The organism is Flagellimonas sp., assembly GCF_965222555.1.
Lineage (GTDB): Bacteria > Bacteroidota > Bacteroidia > Flavobacteriales > Flavobacteriaceae > Flagellimonas.
The window spans coordinates 2,113,265-2,134,323 of the sequence record NZ_CBDCUG010000005.1 but is presented as its reverse complement, the minus strand read 5'-3'; the positions used below and the strand labels follow the sequence as shown (position 1 = coordinate 2,134,323).

Below are 21,059 nucleotides of genomic sequence, written 5' to 3'. Positions count from 1 at the left end.
TCTGCTAACATATTTGCATTCCGCACTATCTAATTATATGTTATGAGCAACCAAATCTATGGTATCCGCGCAGTGCTGGAAGCAATTGATGCCGAACAGCCCATAAATAAAATATTTCTACAAAATGGATTGGGCGGAGAGCTCTATAAAGAGTTGGAAACGGCCATTAGAAAAAATGGCTTAAGTTGTTCGTACGTACCCGTTGAAAAGTTGAACAGACTGACCAAAAACAACCATCAAGGTGCTGTTGCCAATATTTCCCCAGTGCAATTCAACAATTTCGAGAATTTGGTGGAACAGGCTCTGGAAAAAGGTAAGGCCCCTTTATTTTTGTTGCTGGACCAAGTTTCTGATGTTCGAAACTTTGGTGCGATCATAAGAACTGCAGAATGTTGTGGCGTGGATGGAATCATTGTTCCAAAAAGTGGTGCAGCGCCCATTACGGATGATACGGTAAAAACATCGGCAGGTGCTGCCTTTAAGATTCCCATTGCAAAGGTCGATCATTTAAAAGATGCCATTTTTTACCTGCAGTCGTCCGGAATACGGGTTGTAGCGGCAACAGAAAAAACGGAGAATGAAATCTATAAAATTAACTTTACAGAACCTACCGCCATTGTTATGGGAGCTGAGGACAAGGGTATTTCAGCCTCAATCCTCAATCTAGTGGATGACAAGGCAAAACTTCCATTATTGGGAGAAATAGGTTCCCTGAATGTTTCTGTGGCTTGCGGAGTGTTTCTTTACGAAGTGGTACGTCAACGGAGATAAAAGCTACGTATTCGTATTCAGTCTTATTCATCATGAAGTTAATAAACGCTTAGCTCGTGAGTTACTCATTCATATGATTTTTCTACATCCAATAACATATTGTCAAGCTTTTCCCTATTTAGCCATTCTCCTTTAAGCACAACACCCAAAACAGTTCTAGTGTTCTCGATATCTTCTAATGGGTTTTTGGCCAATAAAACCATATCGGCCAACTTGCCTTCCGTTATTGTTCCGCTTTGTGAACTTGTATTCAGATATCTTGCCGGATTCACTGTAGCTGTTTTGAGGGTTTCATAAGTTGAAAGCCCAGAATCATGTATCAACTCCAATTCATGATGGAGGGAAAACCCGGGAAGGAACAACCCATAAGTATCACTACCTGCCATTAATGGCACTCCATGGTCATGCAATATTTTAGTGAATGTCTTTTGCCATTCCAACTCTTTTTCCAAACGAGCCATTGCTTTTTCTGTCGTAAACCAAGGTTTGGCCCTATAATTTATACTATCTGATTTCCAATAATCAGCGTACCGCTTAGGAAGGTATTTTAGGTTTTCATTTGCAATGAGGTTCGCATGCTTTTTATTATTGGCATAACGACTGATCATTTCAAAAATGCCCAAAGTGGGCGACACATATATCCCACTAGTTTTGATTTGCTCGGCAGCCTGTTTCAAATAAGAAGTAGACTTCCTCTCCGCTTCGCTAAAAATATTCATAAACTCCTCCAAATGGGCAATGGATTTCATTCTTAACGAATATTCTAAAGGCAATTCGCGCTGTCCATGACCTACAACTTCAATATTCTCTTTTTGGGTAAGCTCCAATAATTTCAGATAAATGTTCCGGGATAGATTATCGGCAATTTTTAAATAGTCATAACCTCTTTCTTTATGGTAACTCACTACTTTTTCCACAGAATCAATATGACTCAAATGGTTTCTAGTAAGATATGGCCCCGTTGTATAATAATATGGTGCCAAAAAGCTATTCTTTTGAATCTCTTCCTTTATTGCTATATGATCTTGTCCATCATATTCGGCCATATTTCTAGCAGAGGTTATTCCATTCGCCACCAAAAGTTTGAATTCATTTCTGACATTGTTCTGCAAATGATAGTGGGTTTCTACCAATCCAGGAATCAGATACTTTCCGGATGCTTGTATAATAGTGTCAACATCATAATTACTTACATGGGATACAGATTCGATCTTCGCGATCTTCCCGCTGGCTATTATTACTCTCTGATGGGTAAGAACCGTATCAGCATTCATAGGGATTACATTTACATCTTCAAATGAGATCACTTTGGTTTGACCCCAGGATAAAGATGTTAGAATGATAAAAGGTAACAGTACATAATTTTTTAAGATGTCCATATTTGATTCTTATGTTTAATGGAACAAACATAAAATGATGGTTGTACTTGGCGGTTCGGTATTCTCAACAGTTAAGAAAATAGCACCTATTTGTCTCGGTATTGTTTTGGGGTGAGGTCAGTTTCTTTTTTAAAATTTGAAAAAAAAGAGGTCTTTGAGTTAAACCCGCATTCCAATCCAATAGACAACAGGCTGTACTTATCGAACATTGGATTTTTAATCATCTCCTTGGCGTCTTTCACCCTATAAGAATTAATTAATTCCGTAAAACTATATCCGGTGTTCTGTTTGATGATCTGTGTAAGGTATCCACTGCTTATTTTAAGTTCTTCCGCAAGTGTATCCCTACCCAAATTGGGATTGCGATGCACCTTTTCCTCCGCCAGCATTGCAATTAATTTTTGAAAATGTGGATTCTCCTTACTTTCTATTGCAAGTGCCTCACCTTTCGTTTTTTTTAGAATAGTTCGGATCTCATATTGATCATTTGACAATTTGAATCGATAGAGGCCATGATAAATCAACCAATAAATAAAAATGGAGCCTAACGACCATAGATAAGTCAAAGGCAATTTTTCTGAATACATGAAGCGATAACATTCCAATATCACACCATAAAGCAGGAGTAGAGATAAGAAAATCCAAAGATGCTTTAACCATTTTCCTCTTGTATTTCCTTTTAGAAATGCATACTCATATGAAAAAAGAATTGCAAAAAGAGGAACCACAATCGATAAAAAACTAATGCCCTTATAAAAAGATGAAACATAGGTTTCAATTGTTTTGGAAAGATTGTACAAATGGAATACATAATCCAAAGACAAAATGATATTGAGCATGCTCAACACTAGAAAAGGAAGGTAAAGAAACTTCAGTTGCCCAGTCTTGGCAGAATCTGATTGTGCCGTTTTATAAAAGAAGATGAAAAAAGTTATTGGGTATAAAAATTGCCAGAGGAACAAATCCAATATATTTATTATAAGTGGATTGGTATTTAGATCCCAGAACCAATTGTTCATCCCAACAACGGCCATTATAAGTAAAGTAAAACCTAAGTACTTATTTCTATCATTTCTAAAGAATTTTGACAGTAAAATTACCCAACTCAAGACAAAACAGTGGATAATTGCTACCAACGCAACAAGTTCTAAAAATTTGATACTCATTAATCAAGTTCCATTTAAGAATTTCAGCGGTTTTGATTATCTCATATAATTTTCAATGGGATAGTCCACAAACCTTATTCTTTATCTTTCTTTTTATAATGATAGGTTATTTTGACGTTACCTTCTTCTTTTTCATCAACATTACCTTCAATAAAATTCCCATCTTCATCAAAATGTTTTAAAAAAGGGTCATCTTCCTCATTGTATTCTTCCTTCTCCCACTCATATTTTTTCTCATCCGGCACTTTTACCTTTATCAACAATGCCAGCAAAAATCCAGTAAGAAACCCTGAAAGATGACCTTCCCAAGATATTCCCTCCTCTATAGGAAAGATATACCATATCATACTACCATATATAAAAACCACCACCAATGACAGCGCAACCAATCTAAAATGTTTTGCAAACACCCCCTTAAAGAAAATAAAACTGGCCAAAACATAGATTACCCCACTGGCGCCAATATGATAGGAAGGCCGCCCAATTATCCAAGTAGCAAATCCAGAGATGAGGATACCCAAAAGCAATGTTTTTACAGCGGCTTGGTTATAAAAATAAAAGAGAAATCCGGTCAAAATGGCCAATGGAATGGTGTTATTGTATAAATGTTCCACAGATCCATGGATGAACGGACTTAACAAAACACCTTGTAGGCCAGAAAGTTTTCTTGGATAAACCCCATAATCATTAAAATTCACTCCAAATTGTACCTCAATCCAAAAAACCGTCCATATGGAAAGTACTGCCAATAGCGGTGCAAGTAGTACCGTATTAGAAAATCTAAAATGATCCTTCGCTGTCATACAATTCTATATGGCAATTAACCAGCCATTTACATGAATTTACACAAATTGTCAGGTTTATGTTGTCATACTTGCAAAATTTCAGGTCACATATCCCTCATATTCATCCTATAAAATTGTCTTATTTTTACCTTCATGAATGAACCTTTAGCAGAACGGATTCGCCCTAAAACATTGGAAGACTATGTAAGTCAGCACCATTTGGTGGGCGAACAGGGTTCGTTGACCCATCAAATCAAAAAAGGCATCATTCCATCTTTGATTTTGTGGGGGCCTCCAGGAACCGGAAAAACCACTTTGGCCAATATTATTGCCAATGAAAGCCAAAGACCCTTTTACACCCTTAGCGCTATAAGTAGCGGTGTAAAAGATGTAAGGGAGGTTATTGAGAAAGCCAAGCAGAGTGGTGGTCTCTTTACTTCAAAAAATCCCATTTTGTTTATTGATGAGATTCATCGTTTTAGCAAATCCCAACAAGATTCGTTACTGGGCGCGGTTGAAAAGGGATGGGTAACATTAATAGGTGCCACAACTGAAAACCCCAGTTTTGAGGTTATCCCCGCACTCTTATCCAGATGTCAGGTATATATTTTAAATCCTTTTAATAAAGAAGATCTTGAAGCTCTTTTAGACAGAGCAATGCACACGGACGATTTATTAAAATCGAAAAAAATAAAATTAAAAGAGACCGAAGCGCTATTGCGACTTTCTGGTGGGGATGGTAGAAAACTCCTCAATATTTTTGAGCTCATTGTAAATTCGGAAACCTCCGAAGACATAACCATAACCAATGATCTGGTACTTAACAAGGTCCAGAAGAACACGGTTTTGTACGATAAGACCGGGGAACAGCATTATGACATTATTTCTGCATTTATCAAATCTATACGGGGAAGTGACCCCAATGCCGCTGTGTATTGGTTGGCCAGAATGATTGAAGGAGGTGAGGATGTAAAGTTCATAGCTAGGAGATTGGTCATTTTGGCTTCTGAAGACATCGGAAATGCCAATCCAACAGCTCTGGTAATGGCCAATACCACTTTTCAGGCAGTCAATACCATTGGGTACCCAGAAGCACGGATAATCCTTAGCCAATGTGTTACTTATTTGGCGAGTTCCGCCAAGAGCAATGCTAGCTACATGGCCATCAAAAGTGCACAACAAAAGGTTAAGGAAACTGGCGACTTGTCGGTTCCATTGGCCATGCGAAATGCCCCAACTAAATTAATGAAGGATATAGGGTATGGCAAAGGGTATGATTATGCCCATGACCATGAAAACAACTTTGTTGACTTTGAATTTTTGCCTGAAGAAATATCTGGAACAACCTTTTATACGCCCGGAAATAATCCTAGGGAAAATGCTATGCGGGAATTTCTTAAGAAAAGATGGAAAGATAAATATCAGTTCTAAAACTTGATATTAAGTTCTTCAAGCTTTTTTGCACCATTTTCGGTGTATTCCAAAAACCACTTATCTTCTTTCTTGAAAACAACGCCGTTTTTTCCTTCGTAGTCCACCAAAAAGATATTTTCAACAGACGTTTCCACAATCTTCAAAACCACTTTCGGAGTGCTGTCCACTAGCTGATATCCACCTTCTATGGGCTGGGCATAGAGCAAATTTGAATTAACCGTTTTTTTTACAACGTTCTCCGCTCTTTTTATTGTAGAAGGCGCAGGTTTTATGCTTTTAAAGGTCTGGTTTTCCGTTGTCGCTTCTTGAACCATGACCTTCTCCTCTGGTTTTTTGTCTAGAGATTTTACGTCATTCTTAAAACTAACCGTAATAGGTTGCTCCATTTCCACTTCTTTACTGGTTTCCTTCTTGGGCGTATATGTATAACCCATTCCTTCAAACGAAGTAAATGCCCCTTTTATAGCCTCTCTATAGGCAGCTTTATATTCTTTGATCTTACTCCTACCCTCCAAGCTTCTAAAAACTTCTATGGACTGACAATCTCGCAATACCAAAACCGTCTTTGTGCTAAACAATGAAGAATTGTCCTCAAGATTAACCAAAAGCCCCAAACATCTGTTATTGGCCAAATCCTCCGGAAGAGCATCTTCATAAACCGCTGTAAACCCATTTTGGGTAAAAAGATGTTTGATTATGGTGCTGGTCTGGTGTTTGTTCTCCTTTTTAAAAGCATCAAACTTCTTGGGTACTATTATGTACTTATAATCATTTAGTTGCCCATTCATAGGGTAACTCAGACCAATGGCAAATATCAAAAAATATGTCAGTTTAAATCTCATATGGAAGATAAATCAATTATCGTTCCAAGATATAATATTAAATCCAAATTGTAAAGAAGCGTAATGGCTATCAGCTATATTTCTATAACCCAATAGATTGTCTCCCAAAATATAGAAGTTGACAGGGCCAGCCTGAAAATTAAGCCCCAGACCAATGTTAGTAAATGAATACTTATCTACGGTATATGTTGTTTTAAGAGACATTGCCCTTCCCAATCTTTTTTGATAAAACCCTGTTAATGCCGCTTGTATGCCTCTAGGTCTTTTCATAAGAAAAAGTTGTCCTCCCACACTGTTCCTATAAAACTCGCTGTTCTGCCCCCCTCCGTCCATATTAATAGGGCAAGCACAATCTACATTGGAAGACTCACCTTTTCCAAAATCGTAACGAATAGATCCATATGCCTTTACCGGCCTAAATGAGATGTAACCGGAATCATTCTCTTCATAAGGTAAGGATTCTTCAATTTCATCAATCAAATCTTGCCATAGATCATTTCCCAAATCATTTACATCTTCCGGCAAGATTATGGTCAAGCCTTCGTTGCTGGCACTACCTTTCAAGGTATAGTTTTTAATGTCCTTGGAATTATAGATGAAGCCAACGTCCAAAAGACTTCCAGTAATAGTGGTCTGCGGGTTAAGTTGATACGTGAAACCAGCATCAAAACCTAATCCCAGATTACCTCCCAGCAAAACCCTTTTAGCGAATAGCTCAGCCAAATCTCTTTTGGAAATGCCGTCATCTTCTTCCAGAATATCAACAATACCTTCTACCCCGGAAGTTCTTAACTCCATATCTGCAGTTATGCTATTGGTATAAATGTTGTTCTGACCTTGAGTAGTTCTAAAAGAGCCTGAGTTTCCAATAGACTGAAACTGAAAAATACTGGAGTATATCTTAGCCCTTGCCCCCACAGTGAGCGTATTGCTCATTTTCCTATTTATCCCAAAATGGTATACATTGACCATCTCTCCCCTAACACTAAGGTCCCCTAGGTTAAAGCTTCTTCCAATATTATCTCCCCCATTGCCTTCAAATCCTAAAATAGCCAAATCCTTGGGCCAATACACAATGATGTCGGTTTCGCCATAAACCCCAAAAGAATAATAGTCATCTGGTCTGTTTCTACCTCTAAAACCTATGTTAAAACCTTCTATTTGGCTTGTAGTGCTAAAGTCATCTTTTCTACTCATAGCATCCAACAAGCGTTCTCTTACCTTAGTGGTAAAATCAATTCCATCATCTGCAAAAAGGTCATTTACGGTAACTCCGCTCGTTCCTGCCTGGAATGCCAATCCAGAAATAAAGGGCACTCCTGTATGCCATTTTTGAAGTGTCTTTACCCCAGGATTTACAGACAATGATTGCGGAATTTCATAAAAGTCATACAACAATTGTTTGTTTTGGGACCATAACGAGGTAGCCCCAAGAAGCATGGTGAGCAAGAGCAATTGGCCTATCTTCATTTTAATCGAAATAAAAATTCGGCGGCCGAGCGCATTATTATTTTAGGTTCTGATGCCGTAGAAACACTGGTAGCATCACTCAAATTGGTTCCTGTGATTCTTAAGCCGGAAGTGGCCCTCAGAATATCAAGACTTTTGCCACTCGGCCCATATGTTATTTCGGTGGTTTGAGCGGGTGTGGTTGCCGGTTCAACATCAAAGGACTCAGTATCCAGCACTCCCCCTCCTTCATCCAAAAAATCAATGGCAATATTCAATCTTTTGCTGGTGGTGTTTTCAAATTCGTAGATAATTTTCCCTTCCAATAGTCGTTCAGCAACATATTGTTCGTTGAAGGCATCAAAATTTACCGTTTGGGAATAAAATGCATCAAACGCACTCAATGTATTGATAAACTGTTCGTCCGATTCTAAATAGAGAATACTGGATGTAAGGGTTGGGGTAATACTCAAGTCATCAAACTGGTTAAAATCCTGTTTTTCAGAGCATGACAGAAGTATTGTGAAAACCACAGCCAGTGACAGGGGATTAAAAAGCAATTTTTTCATAGGTTCACGCACATTTGGTATAACAACAAATGAGGCTGGCTTTACCCTATTATAACTCTATAAAATGCTTTTTATTTCAATAAGGCTATCGATGATTATACAAAAATCATGATGGGGTTCATTGTTTGCATTGAAGTGAAGTGCATGCAATCCAGCTGACTTGGCTCCTATGATGTCTGCCTCTAGGCTATCTCCAATCATCAACGAGTTTTCTGCAGCTACATTGGCCTTCCTTAAGGCCAGTTCAAAAATATACGGATGTGGTTTTTTCACTCCAGCTATTTCAGAATCTATTATTTGGTCAAAATACCCATGGATATTCGAACCTTTTAGCTTTTTTTCCTGAATTTCCTGAAACCCATTGGTAATAATGTGAAGTTTATATTTTGGAGCCAAATATTCCAAAACATCCACAGTATGCATAATTAAATGGGTAAAAGATGATAGGTGTTGGATATATTCATCTGCCAAGATGTAAACAGTTTCATCCGAAACTGTTGCTCCAATTGTGTCGAACGTACGCCTTAACCTTTGAAACCGGAGCTCCTCCTTAGCAATTCTATTTTCTCGATATAGCTTCCAGAATTCAAGGTTTATAGGCACATAGACTTCCAAAAAATCCCTTAGAACAACATCGACATGGTTGTCCCTTAAAATCTTATCAAAAGTAAGCTCGGAGTTTCTTTCAAAATCCCAGAGTGTATGGTCCAGGTCAAAGAAAACATCTGAAATCTGCCCGTTAAACATAGTACCGTTTTAAAAAGGATTGATAGATTTCCAACCAGTCTATTTTATGATTACCTCCCAACAATTCATTGGAAAAAACCATAATGAATTCTCCATTCACCTCTTTTACCTGTCTATAAACTCTATCCATCACCTCAAAAACTTCCTGCTTGCTTTTATATTCCAACAAAGCATAGTCATAGAGAGCAAAGGGATGGACTTTTAAAGGCTGTCTTACCTCCATGTTAATATCATAAAAATAAAATGGGGTGCAAGTACCTGCCCTAAACCCTATTTCTTGCGTATATCCCATTGAGAAATCATCGGTAAACTCTGTTTCAATAAGATTCCGGTAGGTGCTTGGAACATTAACCCGGTTATACCTAAGCCGTGAATAGCTAATTGGTCTGTTGATCAGATTCCCAAGCTGTTTCTTTTCTTCTTTTAAAACAATTTTATCCGTAGAGGACAAAAAAGAAGTGCTCAAGGATACAATACTATAGTCTGCAACGGATTTTATAAGATACCGAAACTTGTTGTTGTTTGGGGAAACATTCTTGTCATGTGCAGAGTACTTTGCAAACTGAAAAAAAAACATACTCTTTATCGGAAATTTTTTATGAATTTCTATCAACTCATAAAAGTTATCATATGGATCCTTTTTAATCCCGAGCAGCACGGAAATTCGCTTCACCATACTCCTAAACCTGAAATTCCCCAATTCTAAAAAGAAGCCGCCCAAACTCCGTGCAAACCCTCGCAAAGCATAACAATGCGAAGTGGTCACATTTACAATGGAAGTAAAAGTATAACTCTTTTTACCATGTTGCAGGTCCGGAAACCGCTCTTTCAATACCGCCAACAATTTGTACGCCCACAAATCCACAACTGGGAGCTCCAAAAACTTGTTTTGGTAGGCAACGCTTTCCTTTGCTGGAAATCTGCCCACACTATCTTTAACATGCGGGAGATATTCTTCATACCTGCTCAAAAGAAAAAAACTTGCCGAAAAAATGTCATAGGGAATCGAACTTTTCTCTCCACAAGAAAAAAAGCAAGGAACACCTTCCCAATCCATAACCTTAATATGAAGATCATTGATACCTTGTTCAAACAAAAGGTCGTTGCTTCTTATAAAAAATTCATTTTGCAATGGTTGTTTTGAATAGGTCATTTTTGGACCTACGTGCCTAATAAAATCCTCAACTTTTGTTGTAAAGGAAATTTCAATACCCAAAATCCTTTCAAAGACCTGCCTGGCCGTATAAGTCAGTCTATTGGTGATTTTATGGGTAAATATTAATAACATCTTCGGTTTTGGCTAAAGTATTCCCTTATCGGCAAAGCTCATATAGTTATGCTGAGTCACTATTAAATGATCCAGCACCTTAATATCCAGAGCTTCTCCTGCTCTTTGCATTTTTTTGGTAATCATTTTGTCAGCAGCACTTGGTTTCAGGGTTCCTGATGGATGGTTATGAGCCAATATGATACCAACGGCACCAAGTTCCAAGGCTTGTTTCATTACCAACCGTACATCTACCAAGGTTCCCGTTATACCACCTTTGCTCAGCTGCGATTTATGGATCACTTTGTTGGAATTGTTTAGATAAACTATCCAAAATTCTTCATGTTCCAGCTCACCCATAAGTGGGTATAATAGCTCAAATGCATCTTTACTACTTGAAATTCTTGATATTTTTTCCGCATCCTCTCCCCTTCTACGCCTCCCTACCTCAAGTGCCGAAGCAATGGTTACAGCTTTTGCTTCACCAATACCATTAAACTGCATAAGCTGGGCAATGGACAGCTTCCCAAGTTCATTCAAATTATGGTTAACAGATGCCAAAATACGTTTGGAGAGTTCTACAGCGCTCTCTTTTCTGTTTCCAGATCCAATCAAAATTGCAATCAGTTCAGCATCAGAAAGTACAGAGCGCCCCTTTTGCACTAACTTTTCCCTAGGCTTATCATCATCTGCCCAATCTTTAATGGAAAAAGAAGCTATTTTTTCTTGCATGGTTTAAATATAGGAGATTAATTTATGTAATTTTCAATTTAATATTCCGAAATGAAATCACTGTTTGAAACCGAATCAAAGTCAGAAATTTTAAATCGAATTTCTAAGTTAAATGAATCTTCCCAGGGTTCATGGGGTAAAATGGAGGTTGGCCAAATGCTACATCATTGTCAGTTTCCATTGAGTTTGGCTTTGGGAAGGTATGAAATGAAAAAACCAAACCCAATTATGAAACTGGTTTTCAAAAGTTTTAAGAAAGGTTTGTATGATGATAAACTGTGGAAACCCAATCTACCAACAGCAAAACCCTTTAAGGTGGAGGACAAAAAGGATTTTGAACCTGAAAAAGAAATTCTAATTGGTTTGGTGAACGACTTTCACCAAGAGAAAGAAAGGAAAAATTGGGATCCACATCCGGCTTTCGGTGTTTTTACCCATGAACAATGGGGAAAAATGCAGTACAAGCACTTAGATCATCATTTAAGGCAATTTGGGGTCTGACAGAGCAGTTCAATGCTCCTCATCTTCATCCTGAATCTCCTGATGTTCAATTTTGGCTCGGGTATCATTGATCATCCGGTCTTCTTCCAAAAAAACATTGGAAATTCCCAGCATAAATGCCGCCAATAATACAGAGGTGATACGCCGAAGTTTTTTGGGCAAGGTATCCATAAAAAAATGCACTGGTGATTTCACTCCACACAGACGACAATTTTCGTTCCATGGAAAAAAAGCTGACAAATTGCCGCCTTCAGATTCTTAATTGAAAAAAGTCTTCACTTTTTCAAAATCCAGTCCGCCATAATTCCCGGAGCTCATTAACAACAAAGTGGAACCATTAAAATCTTGGGCAAAAAGGTATTCTTGAAAAGCAGTAGAATCTGTAAAAATATTGACATCCTCTCGTTTCAAGGCCTCTGCGATCTGTTGTTCTGTGACTTCTTCCAACTGTTTGATCTTTACCGAATCTGGGGAATAGAACACCACTGCTTCGTCTGCCGCATCTAGGGCGCCATCATATTCTTTAAGAAATTCCGCATTTAGGCTGCTATAGGTGTGCAATTCCAAGCAGGCTATCAATTTCCTATTGGGATATTGCTCTTTAACGGCTTCGGTAGTTGCTTTTACTTTGCTCGGCGAATGGGCAAAATCCTTGAAAGCGACCTTATTCGTACCTTCGGCAATCTTTTCCAATCGTTTTGAAGCTCCTTTAAAGGTGGCAATTGCTTCATAAAAATCCGCTTCATCCACACCCATATTTTGGCAAATCCATTTAGCTCCGGCCAAATTGTTCAGATTGTGCTTCCCAAATACTTCAATGGGCATTTCCCCTTCAGGTGTATCCAGCAAAGTATCACCATTTTCAACACGATAATGAGGAGTAGAATATGGAAACTTACGGATAGCATTCTCAGAAGCTTCCACAACTTTTTTTACTTCAACATCTTCTTCATTATACGTAATGGACCCACCTCGCACAATTCCATCCACAAAAATCTGGAACTGTTCCACATAATTTTCAAATGTGGGAAATACGTTGATATGGTCCCAGGCAATTCCACTCAACAAAGCAATGTTGGGTTGATACAAATGAAATTTTGGTCTTCTATCAATAGGTGAGGACAAATATTCATCTCCTTCCAAAACTATGAAGTCATTTTCCTCAGTAAGATGCACCATCCGGTCAAAACCCTCCAATTGGGCACCTACCATATAATCCACAGCAATATCGTGATAGTTCAACACATGTAGAATCATGGAAGTAATGGTTGTTTTTCCATGACTGCCCCCAATGACCACCCTTGTTTTGTATTTGGACTGCTCATATAAAAACTCTGGATAGGAATAAATTTTCAATCCCAGTTCCTGTGTCTTTAGCAATTCAGGGTTATCAGGCTTGGCATGCATTCCCAAAATCACTGCATCCAAATCACTGTGAATCTTTTCGGGAAACCAACCAAATTCTTGAGGGAGCAGGCCTTTGGCCTTTAACCTGCTTTTTGAGGGTTCAAAGATAACATCATCACTACCTGTAATTTCGTATCCCTTGTGTTCCAAGGCCAAGGCCAGGTTATGCATGGCACTTCCGCCAATGGCTATAAAATGGATTTTCATCACTTTGATTTATCAATCAAAAATAGACATTGACAATGCCAATACAAACTAAGATATGATCTTATTAATTGCTAACTTGGTTTAAAATTGATAACTATGAGGTATTTAGTATTCTGCCTATTCTTTTCTCTACCTACTATTGCATTGGCCCAGAATTCGGATTATCCCATTAAATCGCTTTTGGAGGAAGGAGTCAAAGCACCAAATACACATCATTTAGGGGATGCATGGTTAAACTTTTTACTCCAAGAAGAAGATAGTCTGGGCTACAATGTTACTCAAGCGACATTTAGTCCAAACTCAACCTTAGATTGGCATAAACATAACACTCCCCAAGTATTGATTGTGTTAGAAGGAAAGGGATATTATCAAGAAAGAGGAAAAGATGCAGTAATTATTAACGTGGGAGATGTTATCAAGTGCGAAAAAGACACGGAGCATTGGCATACTTCATCCAAGGACAGTAAAGTGTCCTATATTGCCATTTACGGAAACTCCCCAACTGTTTGGACCGAGAAGGTTACAAGGGAATACTACAACAGCGTGTCTGAAAAAATAGATCAAGAATAGAATCAAACTACGGACAATCACTATGAATTTAAAAGAAATCCCCAGCAAAGAAATTATGCCAGGTTATCAGGGTAAAATGGTACATGGCAAAACCATGACTTGGGCCTTTTGGGATGTAAAAAAAGATGCGGAAGTACCAGAACATCACCACGTCCACGAACAGATTATGCATGTTTTAGATGGTACATTTGAATTTACCGTTGGAGGAAAAACAGCGATTCACCATTCTGGAGATGTGGTTGTTATTCCTTCAAATGTTCCACATAGTGGAAAAGCATTGACCGCATGCAGATTAATGGATGTTTTTAGCCCGGTAAGGGAAGAATATAAGTAATATGAAGATCTCATTTCACGGAAAAAAAGCCTTGGTTGGGGGAAGCAGTAAGGGCATTGGCGAGGCCATTGCCAGACAACTTGCAGAAAGTGGCGCCAGCGTCACCCTTATGGCAAGAAATAAGGAACGTTTAGAAGAAATTGTATCCGAACTACCTACTGAACAAGGACAAAAACATCAGTATCTCGTTGTTGATTTTTCAGATTTTGAAGGTTTTAAGGCAAAAATGACCACTTTCTTTGCTCAAAATTCCATAGATATTCTCGTAAACAACACTCAGGGACCGGAAGCAGGTGGAGCACTGGAAAAAAGTGTTGAAGATTACCAAAATGCCTTCGACATGTTGTTCAAATCGGTTGTTTTAACTACGGAACTGGCCCTAAAACACATGCAAGAAAGGCGATGGGGGCGAATCGTCAATGTTGCATCTATTTCGGTAAAAGAGCCGTTGAATTATTTGGCGCTTTCCAACTCCATAAGGGCCGCAGTGGTCACTTGGGCCAAGAGCCTTGCCTTTGACGTTGCCAAAGATGGAATTACAGTCAACAATGTGCTTACTGGCTATTTTGACACCGACCGCATTGCCCAACTAAATGCAAAAAAAGCCGAAAAAATGGGAGTTTCTGTAGCTGAGGTCCGTGAAGCCATGGAAGCACAGGTCCCCATGAAGCGAATTGGAAATCCTTCGGAATATGGTTTTTTGGTTGCTTTCTTGGCCTCAGAACAGGCAGGATATATCACGGGAACCAATATTCCCATTGATGGCGGATTGTTAAAATCTTTCTGATTTATTTTTCAAAACCCACAAAATCAAAGCCTTAAATTATCAAATTCATAATTTTTAGTTAATTTTATTGCTTAACCAATAACAATTAACCTTATGAATTCAAAAGTTTTTCTGGTTGCCCGAATCTTATTGGGATTGTTTGTCCTCTTTTTTGGATTGAATAAATTCTTTGGATTTCTCGAATTTGGAGAAATGCCTGAAGCCGCTATGAACTATTTTGCCGGCGTTGGACCAACCCAGGTCCTGAAAATTGTTGGGGTCATTGAAATTTTGGCCGGACTTTCTTTCATCTTGAACAAATATGGAGCCCTGATGGCTCTTATTTTGATGAGTGTTTCGGTAAACGCGGTACTTTTCCACGCTACTTTAGCTCCAGATGGTATCATGGGAGCTTTAATACTTATCGTTTTGAATATTGTGGTTCTAATTGGATATAAAGACCGATATAAGGAAATATTAAGAGCTTAAAAAGCAATAAAAAAAGGCCTTCTTTAAAGAAGGCCTTTCCATTTCCACAACTTTCGTTTTTTGATTATAAACTCATTTTGTCCTTGAAGATATAGGATTGCCTTCTGGACACTTCGATTTCTTCTCCATTTTTCATTTGTAGCTTAAGCTTTCCATTGAACCAGGGCACTACATTTTCTATAAAGTTTGTATTGACAATTTGTTGGCGGTTTGCCCTAAAAAAATATTGCTCAGGCAACTTTTCTTCAACTTGATTGAGAGATTTGTACAACAATGGTTTCTTCTCTTCGAAAAATACTCTGGTATAATTTCCAACAATCTCAAAATGTGAAATATCCCCAACTTTCACCAACCAACAAGCTTCTCCATCTTTTATAAATATTTGGCTTTTCTCCGATAATTTTTCCGTCGTGACCGTTTCTTCTTGACTGCCACTTAGCTGCATTTTCACCTTTTCAAAGGCCATGGCAAAACGTCTTTCGTTTATGGGCTTTAATAAATAATCCAGAGCGTTGTACTCAAAAGATTTGATGGCATATTCATCAAAGGCAGTGGTAAAAACGGTAATGGGAACCTCATCCAGCATCTCCAGTAGTTCAAAACCATCCTTTTCTGGCATGTTGATATCCAAAAACAACAAATCTGGTCTCTCCTTTTGTATGAGCTCAAATCCCATATCCACATTCTCAGCCTCGCCTACAAGCTCAATCTCATTATGTTTTTTGATAAGCTCCTTTAGCTCATTTCTGGCCAATCTGGAATCTTCAACAATTACAGCCCTTATTTTCATGCCAACGGAATTTTTATATGGGCCACAACCTCACCTGCAACTTCGTTCAATTTAAAAGATGCATTATCTGCATACAACAGTTTTAACCGCTGACGAATATTCTTAAGTCCTAATTGGGTAGTACTTTTTCCTATTTGGAGTTTTCCGGTATTCCTAACTTCAATAACAAGAAGCTCTCCATCTTGCTTTATACTCAAAACTATTCTACCACCCTTTTTAAGGTTTGAAATTCCATGTTTTGCCGCATTTTCTACCAACAGTTGTATGATCATGGGAGGTATTTGAATCGATAGCGTGTCCAGATCCACCTCCTTTACGAACTCCAACCGGTCTTCGAACTGGATTTTTGATAGGTCAATATAATTATCCACCATCTCCAACTCCTCCTCAACAGCAATAGCATCTATGTTGTTCTTGGTCAAGGAATACCTAAGAATTTCTGAAAGCTTGGTCAACATTTCACGCGATTTGCCAACATCTTCTAGCATCAACCCTCTTATATTGTTTAGACTGTTGAACATAAAATGAGGATTAATCTGTCCTTTTAAGGTATTAAGTTGGGCTTGTTTTAAGTGTGTATTCAGTTCCAATCGTTCTATACGGTCCCTATTGAGCTTAAGAAGTAGCTTAATAACAAGATAGGTTACCGTCCATGCGCCTACCATAAAAAGAGCATTCATGATTTGAATCCATACCTTATCGTAATATTGGAACATCTGTATTTCGGCTCCTGTAAGTTCTGGGCCAAATTCTCTATAGACATAGCCAAAAAAATAATTCAAGACCCCAAATATTCCGGCGCCTACTAAACATGATCCCGCAACCTTAAAAAATTCCGTAAAACCAAAAGAGTCGAACCGAATACTCCTTTTTAAATACCACCTCACCAAAGAAGTTGAAAACACGCCTATAAATGTGCCAACTACGATGGAGTACACCATCATTTCAACACTTATTTTTTGCAACATAAAAAGAGAAAGGGAGTTGATAAATCCCCAACCCAAAATTTGAAGTATCCAAAACGTGTAATTTCTTTTTCTGTTGGTCAATTCCATGACATCAAACCATCAATATTTCAAATATAACCTTTTGTTCTACGAAGTAGTTTTATGCTTTTGGATTTACCTTCTTTCTTCCAAAACCCATGCAACAACTTCTCTCGGTTTTTAAAAAAGCGACCCATGCCAGTGTGGATCCCGCATAGAAGAAGGGAAAGTAATCAATGTCCCAGTTGTTCCATTTGCCCAAAATTCCAATGGCCATTCCAAGAATGCCCATACATAAAATGACTTTTTGTGCTCTATTTAATTTCTTCATTTTTTTAATATTTAAAATTATTATCCAAGATTAAATAAGAATGTCCATGAGTACATTGATAATTAATTTTGCCAGGGCTACCATCGGTATTTGTTTTTTTGATTAATACCCCAAAAATATCCTGTATATCCACCAAAAGAAAGTAGATTATGATAAGCGGTAAATTGATTGAAGTAAACGGAAATTATCTTTTTTCTGGCGGAAACTTGGAGAATACCTTTTTTACCACGGCCCTTAACCTTTCTTCCCGGACACTGGGCGATGCATTCTCTCGATATCCGCTTTCACTTGTGGCTTGCCAGAACAGGGCATCTTTTTGCGCATCCACAAAATCGAACTGTATTTGGCGTTGAATACCGGAATTCCCCAAAGGCAATCCTACCGAAACCCCACCTCCAACATTCCGTCCTGTCCCTCCAATACCAACACCCACGGAATTGTTTGGGGCACTTCTGTATTCATTACTTAGAATATTGATGAAGAAATCAGGTTCCTCGGCCAAAAGATATCCTTTAGCCTGTAAGGTGGAATCAAGAACGCGCACCAACCTTTTTTCATCCAATTCACTCAACCCGGAATTTATATCCGAAAAGTAGTTGTAGCTGGTGTAGTTGGCAAAGTTGGTCGCTTTATCGTAATCGTAATTGACCTTTACACCTACGCAAGAGGTTAACAGACCAAGGAATACTATGAAAAAAAGGTATCGCATTTTTTATTTGGAACACCTTTAAAATTAATCAATATTTCGTTTTGAAAGCGCGTTTAGAAGGGTTATTCGTTCAAAAGCATCCAGAGTTTGTCCTTAAGTTCTTGAATACCTTGTTGTGCCACGGATGAAATAAACATGTAAGAAACACCCTTTAAATCCTTATCCAGTTCCACACGCATTTCTTCCATAAGTTCTTCATCCAGCATATCGCTTTTGGAGATGGCCACAAACCGCTGTTTATCCAAAAGTTCGGGATTGTATCGCCTTAGTTCATCCAGCAAAATTTCATATTCCCTGGAAATATCGTTGCTATCTGCCGGAATTAGAAAAAGTAGGGTGGCATTGCGCTCAATATGTCTTAAAAAGTAATGTCCCAACCCCTTTCCTTCGGCAGCTCCCTCAATAATTCCTGGAATATCTGCCATTACAAAGCTTTGAAAATCCCTATACTGAACAATTCCCAAGTTAGGTTTTAAAGTGGTGAACTCGTAGTCCGCAATTTTAGGCTTTGCTGAAGTTATTACGGAAAGTAGGGTAGATTTCCCCGCATTGGGAAAGCCGACCAAGCCCACATCGGCCAGTACTTTTAATTCTAAGGTAATCCGGGATTCCTGCCCTGGAATCCCGGGTTGTGCATAACGCGGAGTTTGATTGGTAGAACTCTTAAAATGCCAATTTCCACGTCCTCCCTTTCCACCTTCAGCCACAATTTTTTCTTCTCTATCTTCCGTAATTTCAAAAAGGACTTTATTAGTTTCAGTATCTCTAACCACTGTTCCCAGTGGCACATCCATATACACATCGGCCCCATCTGCCCCAGTACTTCTGTTTTTGCTTCCGTGCTCCCCGTGCCCGGCCTTAAAGTGCTTTTTAAATTTGAAAGTAACCAATGTCCAAAGGTTGCTGTTGCCCCTAACGATCACATGACCTCCTCTACCTCCATCGCCTCCATCTGGCCCTCCTTTGGTAATGTATTTTTCACGGTGTAGATGCACGGAGCCTTTACCCCCATTTCCGGAAGCTACATGAACTTTTACATAATCAACAAAATTACCTTCGGTCATTTTTGGATTGTACTGTTTGGTTTAAGTTTTTCTAATCTTGAACGCAATGTTGTTTCCAAACTTTTGAAAACTACGGTCTACGGTCAACTGAATTCCATCCAAGGTGCTTAATTTCTCCACCGCTCTTTGGGACCTTACATTGTCTCCATCCACAAAAAGGAGTATTTCTTCAACATACCTTAATGCATAGCCAATCATCAATTGTTTGATTGACCTATTGTAAATCCCTCCCCAATATGCTCTGGATAAAACCGTCCAGCCAATTTCTATTGAATCAGGATATTTTTCCAATACATTAAATCGAGAGCTTCCTACAAGTTTTCCAGATTCCCTGTCAAAAATCAGCAGTGCTCCTTTTGAATCCAAGGATTCATTAAAAAACTTGGTAAAGCCTGATAACGTAGATCGTTCTTTGTCAGGATGCTGTTCCCAAATCAACGGATTGGAAGCGACTTTATATAGTGCGTCAAAATCTTGTGGCAACAATGGTCTAAGGCTGACCAAATCATTCTCTAAAGTAGGTTGCCTGTCCAAACTCATTTTGATTCACTAAAAGATTGCCCTAAGCAAGTTCCTCAACAACCGAACTCAAACGCTCTGTAATCTCTTCAATTTCCCCAATCCCATTAACAGAGTGAAATTTCCCTTGTTTTTCGTAATACGCCCTTAATGGAGCTGTCTTTTGGTTGTACTCATCAAATCGATTACGAATTTTACCCTCATCCTGATCATCGGGCCTACCACTATCCTTTCCACGCTCCAGCAATCGCGCAACCAAAATATCATCATCTGCCTCTAGGGCAATTGTGGCGTTCACCATCATATTCTTGGATTGCAAAAAATTGTCCAACGCTTCAGCTTGGGCGGCAGTTCTGGGAAATCCATCAAAGATGAACCCTGCAGCTTCCGGATTCTTCTCCACTTCGTCCTTAAGCATGTTTATGGTAACCTCGTCAGGAACCAAATCGCCTCTGTCCATGTAGGATTGGGCCAATTTGCCCAATTCTGTCTCATTTTTGATGTTGTATCGGAACACATCCCCTGTGGATATATGCTTCAAATTATATTTTTCCTTTAAATAACCCGCTTGGGTCCCTTTTCCTGCGCCTGGCTTTCCGAAGAGCACTAGGTTGATCATATTTGCTTGATTTAGTTGATATACTTCTTTCAGATTTCTTCCCAATTCGTTGTAATCCAATCCATATCCTACAATAAAATTGTCGGGGATTTCCAGTCCAACATAATCTATTGCGTATTCTCCATTGTAGATTTCCGACTTGTAAAAAAGGGAAGCTATTTTAAACTCCTTTGCATTGGTCTGGGAAAACAAATGCACCAATTGTTTCAGTGTTCTTCCAGTGTCTATAACATCTTCTAAAATAATGATACTCCTTCCCTCAATATTATCCGGAACATCCAGTAAGGTTTCCACAATTCCTGTTGAGGTAAGACCTTGGTAAGAACTCAGCCTAACAAAAGAGACTTGACAAGGGTGCTGATATTCTTTAAGAAAATCGGATACGAACATAAAAGCACCATTGAGCACACCAACAAAAATAGGCACTTCATCTTTGTAGTCCTTGGCTATTTCTGCTGCTATTTTTTTTACCCCACCAAGGATTTGCTCCTCGCTCAAGTAGGGTTTAAAAACCTTGTCATGAAGCTTAATCACCTCGTCATCAATTTTATTAGGTTGGCAAAGATAACATTTTTAAGGGCGCTTTGCCCTTCGTTCCTTTATCCCTTAAAGGAATTCATGTATTT

The 21,059-nt window shown here is 38.6% G+C and carries 25 protein-coding genes; 7 read left to right on the top strand and 18 right to left on the bottom strand.

Going from position 1 to position 21,059, the window contains the following annotated elements:
• Positions 1-42 precede the first annotated feature (42 nt).
• Positions 43-771, top strand: coding sequence for a 23S rRNA (guanosine(2251)-2'-O)-methyltransferase RlmB (gene rlmB, locus ACOQO1_RS17955; protein WP_420604255.1), 729 nt, complete (start codon positions 43-45; stop codon positions 769-771).
• Between the two features lie 65 nt (positions 772-836).
• Here rlmB and ACOQO1_RS17950 read toward each other — a convergent pair whose 3' ends face one another.
• The 3 genes from ACOQO1_RS17950 to ACOQO1_RS17940 form a co-directional block, all read right to left on the bottom strand.
• Positions 837-2,150 (bottom strand): amidohydrolase family protein, encoded by a 1,314-nt coding sequence (locus ACOQO1_RS17950; protein ID WP_420604254.1) that lies wholly within the window; start codon positions 2,148-2,150, stop codon positions 837-839.
• An 86-nt stretch (positions 2,151-2,236) separates the two neighbouring features.
• Positions 2,237-3,316 (bottom strand): helix-turn-helix domain-containing protein, encoded by a 1,080-nt coding sequence (locus ACOQO1_RS17945; RefSeq protein ID WP_420604253.1) that lies wholly within the window; start codon positions 3,314-3,316, stop codon positions 2,237-2,239.
• A 74-nt stretch (positions 3,317-3,390) separates the two neighbouring features.
• Positions 3,391-4,119 carry a rhomboid family intramembrane serine protease gene (locus ACOQO1_RS17940; RefSeq protein ID WP_420604252.1) on the bottom strand — a complete coding sequence of 243 codons (729 nt, stop codon included), beginning with the start codon at positions 4,117-4,119 and terminating at the stop codon, positions 3,391-3,393.
• A gap of 135 nt (positions 4,120-4,254) precedes the next feature.
• On the opposite strand from ACOQO1_RS17940, the gene ACOQO1_RS17935 reads away from it, so the two are divergent.
• Positions 4,255-5,532 carry a replication-associated recombination protein A gene (locus ACOQO1_RS17935; protein WP_420604251.1) on the top strand — a complete coding sequence of 426 codons (1,278 nt, stop codon included), beginning with the start codon at positions 4,255-4,257 and terminating at the stop codon, positions 5,530-5,532.
• Here the strand turns inward: ACOQO1_RS17935 and ACOQO1_RS17930 are convergent.
• Genes ACOQO1_RS17930 through radC form a run of 6 tightly spaced genes read right to left on the bottom strand, consistent with a single transcriptional unit; the run spans position 5,529 to position 11,141 of the window.
• Positions 5,529-6,377 (bottom strand): hypothetical protein, encoded by an 849-nt coding sequence (locus tag ACOQO1_RS17930; protein ID WP_420604250.1) that lies wholly within the window; start codon positions 6,375-6,377, stop codon positions 5,529-5,531. The genes ACOQO1_RS17935 and ACOQO1_RS17930 overlap by 4 nt on opposite strands.
• Positions 6,378-6,389: 12 nt before the next feature.
• Entirely contained in the window at positions 6,390-7,847 is a 1,458-nt protein-coding gene (locus ACOQO1_RS17925; protein ID WP_420604249.1) for a DUF5723 family protein, read from the bottom strand.
• Entirely contained in the window at positions 7,844-8,395 is a 552-nt protein-coding gene (locus tag ACOQO1_RS17920; protein WP_420604248.1) for a hypothetical protein, read from the bottom strand. Before ACOQO1_RS17920 ends, ACOQO1_RS17925 begins: the two co-directional genes overlap by 4 nt.
• A gap of 57 nt (positions 8,396-8,452) precedes the next feature.
• On the bottom strand, positions 8,453-9,142 hold the full coding sequence (locus ACOQO1_RS17915; protein ID WP_420604247.1) for a YjjG family noncanonical pyrimidine nucleotidase: 690 nt from the start codon (positions 9,140-9,142) through the stop codon (positions 8,453-8,455).
• Positions 9,135-10,430 carry a polysaccharide deacetylase family protein gene (locus ACOQO1_RS17910; RefSeq protein ID WP_420604246.1) on the bottom strand — a complete coding sequence of 432 codons (1,296 nt, stop codon included), beginning with the start codon at positions 10,428-10,430 and terminating at the stop codon, positions 9,135-9,137. Before ACOQO1_RS17910 ends, ACOQO1_RS17915 begins: the two co-directional genes overlap by 8 nt.
• A 12-nt stretch (positions 10,431-10,442) precedes the next feature.
• Positions 10,443-11,141 (bottom strand): RadC family protein, encoded by a 699-nt coding sequence (gene radC / locus ACOQO1_RS17905; protein ID WP_420604245.1) that lies wholly within the window; start codon positions 11,139-11,141, stop codon positions 10,443-10,445.
• A 51-nt stretch (positions 11,142-11,192) separates the two neighbouring features.
• Here radC and ACOQO1_RS17900 point away from each other — a divergent pair, with 51 nt between their 5' ends.
• The gene (locus ACOQO1_RS17900; protein WP_420604244.1) at positions 11,193-11,642 is read left to right on the top strand and encodes a DUF1569 domain-containing protein; all 450 of its coding nucleotides are present in this window, start codon (positions 11,193-11,195) and stop codon (positions 11,640-11,642) included.
• 9 nt (positions 11,643-11,651) lie between these two features.
• Here the strand turns inward: ACOQO1_RS17900 and ACOQO1_RS17895 are convergent, their stop codons facing one another.
• Together ACOQO1_RS17895 and ACOQO1_RS17890 are read right to left on the bottom strand one after the other, a co-directional pair.
• Positions 11,652-11,837 (bottom strand): hypothetical protein, encoded by a 186-nt coding sequence (locus ACOQO1_RS17895; protein WP_420604243.1) that lies wholly within the window; start codon positions 11,835-11,837, stop codon positions 11,652-11,654.
• A 63-nt stretch (positions 11,838-11,900) separates the two neighbouring features.
• Positions 11,901-13,256, bottom strand: a complete 1,356-nt coding sequence (locus ACOQO1_RS17890; RefSeq protein WP_420604242.1) for a UDP-N-acetylmuramate--L-alanine ligase — start codon at positions 13,254-13,256, stop codon at positions 11,901-11,903.
• Between the two features lie 96 nt (positions 13,257-13,352).
• Between ACOQO1_RS17890 and ACOQO1_RS17885 the strand changes: the two genes are divergently transcribed.
• The 4 genes from ACOQO1_RS17885 (at position 13,353) to ACOQO1_RS17870 (ending at position 15,415) form a co-directional block, all read left to right on the top strand.
• The gene (locus tag ACOQO1_RS17885) at positions 13,353-13,826 is read left to right on the top strand and encodes a cupin domain-containing protein (RefSeq protein ID WP_420604241.1); all 474 of its coding nucleotides are present in this window, start codon (positions 13,353-13,355) and stop codon (positions 13,824-13,826) included.
• Positions 13,827-13,848: 22 nt separating this feature from the next.
• Entirely contained in the window at positions 13,849-14,160 is a 312-nt protein-coding gene (locus ACOQO1_RS17880) for a cupin domain-containing protein (RefSeq protein ID WP_420604240.1), read from the top strand.
• 1 nt (position 14,161) lies between these two features.
• The gene (locus tag ACOQO1_RS17875; protein WP_420604239.1) at positions 14,162-14,947 is read left to right on the top strand and encodes an SDR family oxidoreductase; all 786 of its coding nucleotides are present in this window, start codon (positions 14,162-14,164) and stop codon (positions 14,945-14,947) included.
• 93 nt (positions 14,948-15,040) lie between these two features.
• On the top strand, positions 15,041-15,415 hold the full coding sequence (locus ACOQO1_RS17870) for a DoxX family membrane protein (protein ID WP_420604238.1): 375 nt from the start codon (positions 15,041-15,043) through the stop codon (positions 15,413-15,415).
• Between the two features lie 64 nt (positions 15,416-15,479).
• Here ACOQO1_RS17870 and ACOQO1_RS17865 read toward each other — a convergent pair whose 3' ends face one another.
• The 7 genes from ACOQO1_RS17865 to ACOQO1_RS17835 form a co-directional block, all read right to left on the bottom strand.
• Complete coding sequence (locus ACOQO1_RS17865; protein ID WP_420604237.1) at positions 15,480-16,205, bottom strand: LytR/AlgR family response regulator transcription factor; 726 nt, start codon at positions 16,203-16,205, stop codon at positions 15,480-15,482.
• Entirely contained in the window at positions 16,202-17,173 is a 972-nt protein-coding gene (locus ACOQO1_RS17860) for a sensor histidine kinase (protein WP_420604236.1), read from the bottom strand. The genes ACOQO1_RS17865 and ACOQO1_RS17860 overlap by 4 nt, the downstream gene beginning before the upstream one ends.
• Positions 17,174-17,312: 139 nt before the next feature.
• Positions 17,313-17,522 (bottom strand): hypothetical protein, encoded by a 210-nt coding sequence (locus ACOQO1_RS17855; protein ID WP_420604235.1) that lies wholly within the window; start codon positions 17,520-17,522, stop codon positions 17,313-17,315.
• A 184-nt stretch (positions 17,523-17,706) separates the two neighbouring features.
• Positions 17,707-18,231 carry a DUF4136 domain-containing protein gene (locus ACOQO1_RS17850; protein ID WP_420604234.1) on the bottom strand — a complete coding sequence of 175 codons (525 nt, stop codon included), beginning with the start codon at positions 18,229-18,231 and terminating at the stop codon, positions 17,707-17,709.
• 62 nt (positions 18,232-18,293) lie between these two features.
• Positions 18,294-19,295 carry a GTPase ObgE gene (gene obgE / locus ACOQO1_RS17845; RefSeq protein ID WP_420604233.1) on the bottom strand — a complete coding sequence of 334 codons (1,002 nt, stop codon included), beginning with the start codon at positions 19,293-19,295 and terminating at the stop codon, positions 18,294-18,296.
• Between the two features lie 21 nt (positions 19,296-19,316).
• On the bottom strand, positions 19,317-19,835 hold the full coding sequence (locus ACOQO1_RS17840; RefSeq protein WP_420604232.1) for a GNAT family N-acetyltransferase: 519 nt from the start codon (positions 19,833-19,835) through the stop codon (positions 19,317-19,319).
• Positions 19,836-19,857: 22 nt separating this feature from the next.
• Positions 19,858-20,967, bottom strand: coding sequence for an adenylate kinase (locus tag ACOQO1_RS17835; RefSeq protein WP_420604231.1), 1,110 nt, complete (start codon positions 20,965-20,967; stop codon positions 19,858-19,860).
• Between the last annotated feature and the right edge of the window lie 92 nt (positions 20,968-21,059).